The 8,967-nt window shown below is 62.4% G+C and carries 9 protein-coding genes; 6 read left to right on the top strand and 3 right to left on the bottom strand.

The genetic code is table 11. From position 1 onward, the window contains the following. Nucleotides 1-1,125: cysteine desulfurase NifS (gene nifS, locus ABJF10_RS26245; protein ID WP_348547587.1), on the top strand; the 1,125-nt coding region annotated here is incomplete at its 5' end. Between the two features lie 130 nt (nucleotides 1,126-1,255). On the opposite strand, the gene ABJF10_RS26240 is transcribed toward nifS, so the two are convergent. Both ABJF10_RS26240 and ABJF10_RS26235 read right to left on the bottom strand, forming a co-directional pair. After that, entirely contained in the window at nucleotides 1,256-1,945 is a 690-nt protein-coding gene (locus ABJF10_RS26240; RefSeq protein WP_348547586.1) for a dienelactone hydrolase family protein, read from the bottom strand. Between the two features lie 221 nt (nucleotides 1,946-2,166). Next, complete coding sequence (locus tag ABJF10_RS26235) at nucleotides 2,167-2,334, bottom strand: hypothetical protein (protein ID WP_348547585.1); 168 nt, start codon at nucleotides 2,332-2,334, stop codon at nucleotides 2,167-2,169. Between the two features lie 325 nt (nucleotides 2,335-2,659). Between ABJF10_RS26235 and ABJF10_RS26230 the strand changes: the two genes are divergently transcribed. The 5 genes from ABJF10_RS26230 (at nucleotide 2,660) to ABJF10_RS26210 (ending at nucleotide 7,985) form a co-directional block, all read left to right on the top strand. Then, complete coding sequence (locus ABJF10_RS26230) at nucleotides 2,660-2,896, top strand: hypothetical protein (RefSeq protein WP_348547584.1); 237 nt, start codon at nucleotides 2,660-2,662, stop codon at nucleotides 2,894-2,896. Then, on the top strand, nucleotides 2,889-3,317 hold the full coding sequence (locus tag ABJF10_RS26225; protein WP_348547583.1) for a PIN domain-containing protein: 429 nt from the start codon (nucleotides 2,889-2,891) through the stop codon (nucleotides 3,315-3,317). The genes ABJF10_RS26230 and ABJF10_RS26225 overlap by 8 nt, the downstream gene beginning before the upstream one ends. 31 nt (nucleotides 3,318-3,348) lie before the next feature. Further along, complete coding sequence (locus ABJF10_RS26220) at nucleotides 3,349-4,077, top strand: hypothetical protein (RefSeq protein WP_348547582.1); 729 nt, start codon at nucleotides 3,349-3,351, stop codon at nucleotides 4,075-4,077. A gap of 520 nt (nucleotides 4,078-4,597) precedes the next feature. Further along, nucleotides 4,598-7,033, top strand: a complete 2,436-nt coding sequence (locus ABJF10_RS26215) for a carbohydrate binding domain-containing protein (protein WP_348547581.1) — start codon at nucleotides 4,598-4,600, stop codon at nucleotides 7,031-7,033. Nucleotide 7,034: 1 nt separating this feature from the next. Next, nucleotides 7,035-7,985: a hypothetical protein gene (locus ABJF10_RS26210; RefSeq protein ID WP_348547580.1), complete on the top strand. Its 951-nt coding sequence runs from the start codon at nucleotides 7,035-7,037 to the stop codon at nucleotides 7,983-7,985. Here the strand turns inward: ABJF10_RS26210 and ABJF10_RS26205 are convergent. After that, nucleotides 7,868-8,967 (bottom strand): DUF1552 domain-containing protein (locus ABJF10_RS26205; RefSeq protein WP_348547579.1); only part of this gene is annotated, 1,100 nt, incomplete at its 5' end. The two genes, ABJF10_RS26210 and ABJF10_RS26205, sit on opposite strands and share 118 nt — an antisense overlap.

Below are 8,967 nucleotides of genomic sequence, written 5' to 3'. Positions count from 1 at the left end.
GCCACCACGCGCGTGGACCCAGCGGTCGTCGAGGAGATGCTGCCCTATCTCACCGAGCTCTATGGCAACCCCTCCAGCGGCTACCGTTTCGGCCAGCAGGTGGGCAAGGCCCTGGACAAGGCCCGCGAACGCGTCGCCGCCCTCATCGGCTGCGACCCCGGCGAAGTCGTCTTCACCAGTTGCGGCACGGAATCGACCAATGCGGCCATCAATTCCGCACTGATGATGGACCGCGACCGCCAGCACATCGTCACCACCCGCGTGGAGCACAGCGCCACGCTCAAGCATTGCGAGACCCTCGCCAAGCGCGGCCACGAAGTGACCTGGCTGGGCGTCGATAGCAAAGGCCAGATCGACCTGCACGAGCTGGAAAAATCCATCCGCTCCGATACCGCGATCGTCACCGTGATGTGGGCGAACAACGAGACCGGCGTGCTCTTCCCCATCCACGAGATCGCCGAGATCGTCCGCAAGAAACACGCGCTCTTTCACACCGACGCCGTGCAAGCCGTGGGCAAGATCCCGCTCAACCTCGCGGAATCGAAGATCAATTTCCTCTCTCTCTCCGGCCACAAGCTGCACTGCCCGAAAGGCGTCGGCGTGCTGTATGTCAACCGCCGCACCAAGTTCGCCCCCTACCTCATCGGCGGCGGACAGGAGAACAACAAACGCGCCGGCACGCAGAACGTCGCCAGCATCGTCGCCCTCGGCAAAGCCTGCGAAGTCGCCGGGCATAACATGGACCACGAGCAAAAGGTCGTGCGCAAACTGCGGGACACTTTCGAGCACGGCGTGCTCACCCAGATCGAAGGCGCACACGTCAACGGCGACCCCGAACACCGCCTGCCGAACACCAGCAACCTTGCCTTCGAAGGCATCGACAGCGAAGGCGCGCTCATGCTGCTCGACCAGCATCACATCTGCTGCTCCAGCGGCTCGGCCTGTACCACCGGCTCGGTGCACGCCTCGCACGTCCTCAAGGCCATGGGCCTGAGCGACGAGCGCGCGCGAGCCAGCCTGCGCTTCTCCTTCAGCCGTTTCAACACGCACGCCGAAGTGGAGAAGTCGCTGGAGATTTTGCCGAAGGTGATCGGGAAGCTGCGGCGGGTAGCGGTGGCGGCGTAAGGGGCGGGGCAACGGAGGCGGTCGCGGCGGCGGGGCCGCCAGGTAAGGCGGTTGGGCGGCTCGAAAAAAAGGCCTGTCATCCTGAGCTTGTCGAAGGATGACAGCCTTTTTTTCGGCGCTCCGCTACCCCCTACACCAACGCCGCGCAGTGCTTCAAATGCGCGTCGTAAAACAGCAACGCCTGCCGCACCGCCACCAAGGTCGCCCCCGGCGAAAGCAAATGCCTTTCTCCCGGCAAAAACAGCGTCTGCACCGGAGTCCGCAGCTTTTGGGCAATGCGCTGCAATTCCATCCCGCTATTAATCGAAACCCGTTGATCCTCGCGTCCATGGACGATCAAGAGCGGCGGCAAACGGGTGGCCGAGGCCGCCGTTTCCGCATCGATGCCCCCGGCCAGTTCCACCACGGCGCGGATGCGTTCATCCTGCGCCGCATGCGCCACGGCCAGATAGCCCCCCAGCGAATAGCCAAAGGTGCCGATGCAGTCCGCATCCACCCCCGGCAGGGCAGCGATATAATCCACCGCGTCATGAATCGTCTCCAGCCACGCCGGCCCGTGGGTCTTGATCGTGGTCTCGTTCGCGTACTCCGTCCCGGTACGGTCAAAGTATTCCACTAGGAAGGTATGAAACCCGTAGGGCGCCACCGTCCGGGCGAGTTGCGCGATATAGCGATGCCCCGCATCCATCCCACCCGCCCCATGCAACACCACAATCGCCGGCGAAGACGGCAGCTCATTCCGCCACGCCTGGACGGCAATCCGCCGGCCCCCACTGATGAAAGACAAATCCTCGTTCGTGATCGGAGTCGCGTCGGTCATGCTCTGTAATCGCAGGAGAGGCAGCGACTGCGCGCCTGTGATCCACTGAACGGAAAAAGACGGAGGGAAGGACCACGGATGGCACAGATTGACACGGATTTTTGAAGCGACATGCCACTCCATATCTATCCGTGTCATCCGTGGTCAAAGCCTCGGTCTTCCATGCGGACCTCTTTGCCCTCCCTCGGCGCCTCCGCGCCTCCGCGGTTGTCCCCAGTGCACTAAAGTGTGATCACCTGAAAGACGCGGAGCACGTCGAGAAGGAAGATGAGACCGAGAATGATGCCGATGATCTTGAGCGGCTGACCCTTCACAAACATGCCCACGACGTAGTAGATGAGATAAAGGATGAGGCCCGTAATGAGGAGGGTGATAAGCGCGGTGATCATAATGAAGGAGGATGTTGAACAGGGGTTCGTCCAAATATAAATCGTTGGAAGCAGGGGTCGCTGGCCGTATCCGTCGCGCCAGAGCGGCCACCCGGCCGATGCCCCGTCACGTTCCTCTCGTTCCGAGAGTGGGGCTTTCGGAACGCATTTCCACGGCCGCAATTTCATTGCGCGGTTTGGGGCGGGAGCGCGTGTCGTCTCTGCTCCCCCCCGCCACGAAACGGAGTTTTCCCCAGCACAGTCTGCGTTACCAAAACCTCACTTTGGTAACGAGGAGAAGCGCGGCGCCTTGCCACGAGGCCGGCCGAGGACTAGACTCTCCAGCGTGACCACGACACTCGAAGACATTCACCGTGACCCGGCGATTCTCGATCGCGCCATCTCCAGCCGGGAGCCACTCGATATCGTCTCCGGAGGCGAGGTGACTGCGACGCTGTGGCCCCGGGTCGCCTCTTCCATCGAAGAAGCGCGCCGATTGATGCGCGAACGTTTTACGGCGCCGGACTGGCAGTTCAGCGTGGGCACGCCGCTGAGTCGCGACGAGCGCAATGCCCGTGGCTGATTGCTTCCTGGATACGAATGTCCTGCTCTACGCCGTGAGCACCAATCCGGCGGAGGCAACCAAGGCGGCAAAAGCGCGCGAGTTGGTTCAGTCGGCAAACTGGGCTTGTTCGGCGCAAGTGGCGGCGGAGTTTTTGCGGGCGGGTACGGCGGCGCGCCAAACGCAACCGCTGACCCGAGGACAAGCGCGCCAATGGATAGAGACGTGGATGGCCTTTCCCATGGCAGCGGTGGACGGGGCTCTGGTGCTGGCCGCAGTCGAGATTGGCGAGCGCTTCCAACTTTCTCAGTTCGACGCGCAAATCCTCGCCGCGGCGCAGCGAATGGGATGCGCGACGGTCTACTCCGAAGACCTCAATCACGGGCAGGATTACGGCGGCGTACGGGTGCTGAATCCCTTTCTGCCCGTGTCTGCGAGTTGACCGAAAGCGAAACCTTCCGCCGCTGAAATCGATGAGACTTCTTCTCCTCCTTTTCCTCGCATGGTGCGTCGCCGCCACGGCGCGGGCGGCGCCGGCCGAAATCCACGTCTTCGTGGCGTTGGCGGATAATGCGACGCAGGGGATTGCGCCGGTGCCGGCGAAGATCGGCAACGGTGATGATGCGGCGCGCAATCTTTACTGGGGGTGCGATGAGGCATTGCCGCCGGTGTTTCGGGCGAGCAAGGAGTGGAAGTTTCTGGGGCGGGAGGCGGGGCCGAAGCCGGCGATCCTCGAGCGGCTGCGGTTTGCGCACCAGAGCGGGAAGTGGCAGGTCGTGGCGGATGCTTATCGCGGGAGCGCGATCCGGGAGTGCACGGTCGATTTCTTTCAGGCGCTGACCAGCGAGGAGCCGGTGGAGCGGTTGCCGTTGGTCGCGTATCTCGGGCACGATGGGTTGATGGATTTTGCCCTGCCGGCGGAGGCGGTCACGCGGCGCGGGCCGGGGCGGCAGGCGATCGTGCTGTGTTGTATCAGCGAGCGGTTCTTTGGGCCGCATCTGGCGGCGGCAGGGGCGCGTCCGCTGCTGACCACGACGCAGTTGATGTATCCGGGCGGGTTCATCTTACGCGAGGCGCTGGCGGGGTGGACGCGCGGGGAAACGGCGGCGCAGGTTCGTCAGCGCGCGGCGGGGGCGTATGCGCGGAACCAGGGGATCTCGGGGAAGGCCGCGCTGGGGGTGTTTTCGGTGGAGGCGGAGTAACCACGGATGACGCGGATGTCACGGATAGAAGAGGGCTCTTTGGGCGATCCGCCCCTCATCCGTGACATCCGCGTAATCCGTGGTCAAAATTTCGGGCGCCTCCAAGGTGAAGGGAAGAGTGCCTGGGCCCATCTTCATGCTCTTCATGGTTTAGAAAAGAGCGGACTGGCGGTCATCAAATCCACTCGAAACAGCGGGGGGCTAAAAAAGTGGACGATTATTTTTCGGCGGTGACGTATGCCAAGCTTACTCATCGTCGGGTCTTCCTGCCAGTGGTGGCAAGTGCCTGCATTTCTCCGGGATGCGTTCAATGTGGCGCGACAGTAACGCGCAGAGTTAGGGCGTGGAGTTACTTATAGTGTCCGGCATGTTAGGGGCTGATTTAGCCCCCACTAACTGGCCGTGAAGGCGACCGCTGGCCACTCGTGGCTTAGCGTATGCTCCCATATAGGACTCAAGCGGACCCTTCGTCCCCCGGCGAGGTTCCGCGGTCAGAAAATCCATAACCCCCCTATTTGTCATGATCTCGCTCCCCACGAGTTCCTCCCTCGTGCGTGCGCTGCTGCTCTTCGCTGCCGCCACGCTTTCCACCTCCCTATTGGTATCTGTCGCGCAGGGCGCGACTTACTACGTCGATTCCGGCGCCGCTGGCGATGATGCCAATCCCGGCACATCCTCCGCGGCCCCGTGGAGATCGCTCGCCAAGGTCAACAGCCGGACGTTTTACGCGGGCGACCAAATCCTCCTGAAGCGCGGCGGTGCGTGGACGGGACAGCTCTGGCCCAAAGGTTCGGGCACGGCGAGCAGCGCGATCGTGCTGGACGCCTACGGCACGGGCGAACTGCCGATCATCGACGGCGGAGGACTGATTCCCGACCAACAGGGGGTCGTTTATCTCTACAACCAGGAATACTGGACGATCCAGAATTTGGAAGTGACGGATGGCGCGGCGGATAACGGCCGGTTTCGCTCCGGCATCATGATCACCAATACGCGCGGAGGATTGCGGAGCGGATTCACGGTGGCGTTCAATTCCGTCCACGACGTGTTGGGTGCGGTCCTCGATCGCGGGGACAGCATTGATCCTCACCACTATGGCGGGATTTCATTCTATGCGAGCGGTAGCGCCGACTCCTTCGCCAATGTCACGATCACCGAAAACACGGTGACCCGTTGCAATCGAGTCGGCATTGTCTTTTGGGATAACAGCTTCCAACCCCGGGCCAACGCCAGCGCCGGGGTGGTCATCAGCCAAAACGTCGTCTCCTATTCGGGAGGAGATAACATTCTGCTCTTCGGCACCAACAATGGGTTGATCGATCACAACGTCGGGGCTTTCGCGACCGACAGTCCGGCCCTGCGGGTGAGCAATCAATACAGCGCGGGCATCTGGCCGACGCGGTCGTACGACAGCACCGTGCAGTACAACGAATCGTACGCGACCCAATACAGCGGGGATGGCGAAGGGTTCGATGCGGACGTGCTCCAGCAGGGGGCGATCTTTCAATACAACTACAGCCATGACAACGCGGGTGGCGGCATCCTGATGATGCATGACGTCACTTTCCAGCCCGGACAACCAGCGGACACGTTCGATATCACCGTGCGGGATTGCATTTTTCAAAATGAAAATGGCTGGGGGGTGTTTGCCTTCACCGACCTGGGCACGCCGCTACGGACGAAGATTTACAACAATACCATCTACCAGGACTCCCACGCCACCGCCGCCATCATCAGCAACTACACCAACCAGTCCTACAAAGTGACCGGGCATTCTGATATCATCTTCCAGAATAACATCGTCCACATAATGAACGGGGTGCCGTGGTATCCACCGGACAGCACGGGAATGTATAACGCGAATACCATTTACGGGACACACACCGCGCGCGAACCCGGCGGGACGAACAAGAGCACGGCGGATCCGCTACTGGTGAGCCCGGGCTCCGGGCAGGTCGGGCTCAACACCGTGGACGGCTACAAGCTGCGCACCGGCTCGCCCGCGCTGGGCAAAGGCGTGCTCGTGCGGGAAAGCTACGGGCCGCACCATGGGAATGGCGGCCTGGATTACTGGGGGAATGCCGTCTCCCCGACGACGGCCCCGAACCGGGGCGCCTACAACGGCCCGGGCATTGCCGGCGGGGTCAGCGGGACCAGCGGGACCGGCCTGGCCAACCCGGGCTTTGAAACGGGCTCGCTGGCCCCCTGGCAAAACAGCGGGCAGGCGACGGTCGTGCAAGACAATGCCCATGCCGGAATCTATGCGGCCAAGATCGGCAACTCCTACTCCGGGATCGCGAAGAACGTGACCGGGCTGGCCGGGAACACCACCTACACCCTGACAGCGTGGATCAAAAACGCCCAACCGGGCGACGTGACCTATCTGGGAGTGAAGAACTATGGCGGGAGCGAGGTGAACGTCAATACCACGTCTGCGCAGTACACCGAATTGAATATTAGTTTCACCACCGGGCCAGCCGTTACCAGCGCGCTCATCTATGTCTGGAAAAATGACGGCACCGCCGCCAGTTATGCGGATGATATCTCGCTGTCGAGTTACATTCCGAACCCCGGTTTCGAGACCGGCCAACTGGCGCCGTGGAACACTGCGACCCATGCGGTGGTGGTGGCCAACAATGCCTACGATGGCAACTACGCGCTGCAGACGGGCCCTTCTTATTCCGGAGCGGACATGGTGGTGACGGGCCTGACGCCGAGGACCAGATACACGCTGACGGCGTGGGTGAAAAACGCCGCGCCGGGGAACCTGACCTTCCTGGGCGTGAAGTCCTATGGCGGGACGGAAACAAACCTGGGCACCACGGCCACGAGCTACACCCTGTTGACGGTGACTTTTACCACGGGGAATAACAATACCACCGCCGATATCTACGTCTGGAAAAACACCGGCAATGCCGCTGCTTTCGCCGACAATTTCAACCTGATCGAAAACTGAGATGACACGCAAATTCCGACGGGTGCTGAGCCGCGCCCTGGGCGGCGTGCTCGGCTGGTTGGTGGCCGCGGAGGTGCCTCCCGGGCGGGCGGCCGGGGAGGAGATGGCCATCGTCGCGAAGGTCGACGGGGAGCCGGTCGAACTCGGTGAGTTTTGGCTGCACCTCAACGCGCAGCGCGCCGGCGTCTATGCGCATTTTCAAAGCCGGACCCGGGTGGAGGATACCGACCGTTTCTGGCAGACGAAATATGACGGAGTTACCCCGGCGGATTTTCTGAAGGCGAAGACGTTGCAGGTTTTGAAGGAGATCAAGGTCCAGCAAAGCGCGGCGCGGCGGGCAGGCATCGTGGACGACGCCCGCTACGCGGCGTTTCGCCGGCGGTGGGAGGCGGAAAATGCCCGCCGGGCGGCGGCGCCGCGGACAGGAGACGTCATCTACGGCCCCAAGCATCTCAGCGAGTGGGTGTTTTATAACGAGGAAATGGCGCGGCTGGTGCGACTGCTGAAGCGGGACGCAGAGGACAAGACGTTACAGGTGAGCGAGGATGAGGTGCGGCAATACTACGAGCGCCATAAGAACGAGCGGTATCACGCGCGCGAGGGTGGCTTCGTGTCCTACGAGGTCCTGGCATCGGCGGTGCGGCGCGATTGCGTGGAGGAGAAGTACCGCGCGATGGTCGAGGAACTGGTCGCGCGAGCGGAGGTAGTGGTGAACCGAAGCGTTTACGAAGGGATCGACCCGACCGTGCAGCGAAGGCCAGGGGTGGTGAGTCCGCAGGCAGCTTCGCACGGAGCGGCAGCGCCGTCCCCAACGCCCGCCCGCCTGCGACCCGCTTATGCCAGATCCGACAGCGCCTTGTCGGCGTCGCCGAAGTGGTCGGTCTTGAGGCCCATGCGATCCATCAGCGCCATGTGCAGGCGGCAGAGTTTGCGGTTCTCGTCGCCGGAATAGTCGAGCAGGCGGCCACCCTTGATGGTGCCGCCGCCGCCGCCGGCGAGGAGCACGGGGAGCTGGCGGGAATCGTGGGCGTTGCCGTCGAAGAGGCTGGACGTGAACATGATCATGCTGTTGTCCAGCAGGGTGCGTTCGCCTTCATTGGTGGCGGCCATCTTTTGCAAGGCTTCGGCCCAGAGCACCATGTGGTGTTCGTTGACCTTCTGGTACTGCTCGAGGCGCCCGGCGTCGTTGGCGTGATGCGAGAGTTCGTGGATGCCGCCTTTCACGCCCTCGAGGCCGAAGTTCATGTTCGAGAGATCATTGTTCAGCATGAACGTGGCGACGCGCGTGCGGTCCATCTGGAAGGCGAGCACCATGATGTCGAACATGAGCCGCAGATGTTCGTCGGGCTTGGACGGGATGCCCGCGGCGGGCCGCGGGAAGGTGGGCGCTTTCACCGTAGGCTGCCAGCCGGTGCCGCCGGTGTTGGTCTTGCTGAATTCCGCGGCGCGCTCGATGCGGTCCTCGAGCTCGCGGACGGAGGTGAGATATTCGTCGAGTTTGTGGACGTCGTGCTTGCTCAAGCGCGTGCGCAGGGATTTGGCGTCGTCGTTCACGAGATCGAGCACGCTCTTGTCGCGCTTGCGCTGCGAACCGTCGTCGAAAAGCTGGTCGAAGGCCTGCTGGGGATAGATCTCCTTGGGCGCGGGCGAGGTCGGGCTGCTCCACGAAAGGTAGGCGGAGTAAATGGAAGTGTAGCCGGAGTCGGTGCTGTAATTCGGCCCCTCGGTGCCAAGCACGATGCTGGACATGGGCGTGTGCTTGCCGGTCTCGGCGGCGACGAGCTGATCCATGGTGGTGCCGACCTGCACGTCCGTCGTGGTCTGCTTCACCGTGAGGCCGGAAAGCAGATTCATCTTTGGATAATGTCCGCCGGGGCCGGCGACAGTGGTGGGATTCCACAGGCCTTTGCAGACGAGGAGCTTGTCCTTGAGCG

Source organism: Chthoniobacter sp. (genome assembly GCF_040003245.1).
Classification (GTDB): Bacteria; Verrucomicrobiota; Verrucomicrobiia; order Chthoniobacterales; family Chthoniobacteraceae; genus Chthoniobacter.
Note: the sequence above shows the minus strand (reverse complement) of the source record. Positions and strands in the feature narration are given on the sequence as shown.

Coding starts and splice junctions, on each gene's coding strand:
- ABJF10_RS26240 (WP_348547586.1), bottom strand. CDS start 1,945: ATGACCGACGCGACTCCGATCACGAACGAGGATTTGTCTTTCATCAGT.
- ABJF10_RS26235 (WP_348547585.1), bottom strand. CDS start 2,334: ATGATCACCGCGCTTATCACCCTCCTCATTACGGGCCTCATCCTTTAT.
- ABJF10_RS26220 (WP_348547582.1), top strand. CDS start 3,349: ATGAGACTTCTTCTCCTCCTTTTCCTCGCATGGTGCGTCGCCGCCACG.
- ABJF10_RS26215 (WP_348547581.1), top strand. CDS start 4,598: ATGATCTCGCTCCCCACGAGTTCCTCCCTCGTGCGTGCGCTGCTGCTC.
- ABJF10_RS26210 (WP_348547580.1), top strand. CDS start 7,035: ATGACACGCAAATTCCGACGGGTGCTGAGCCGCGCCCTGGGCGGCGTG.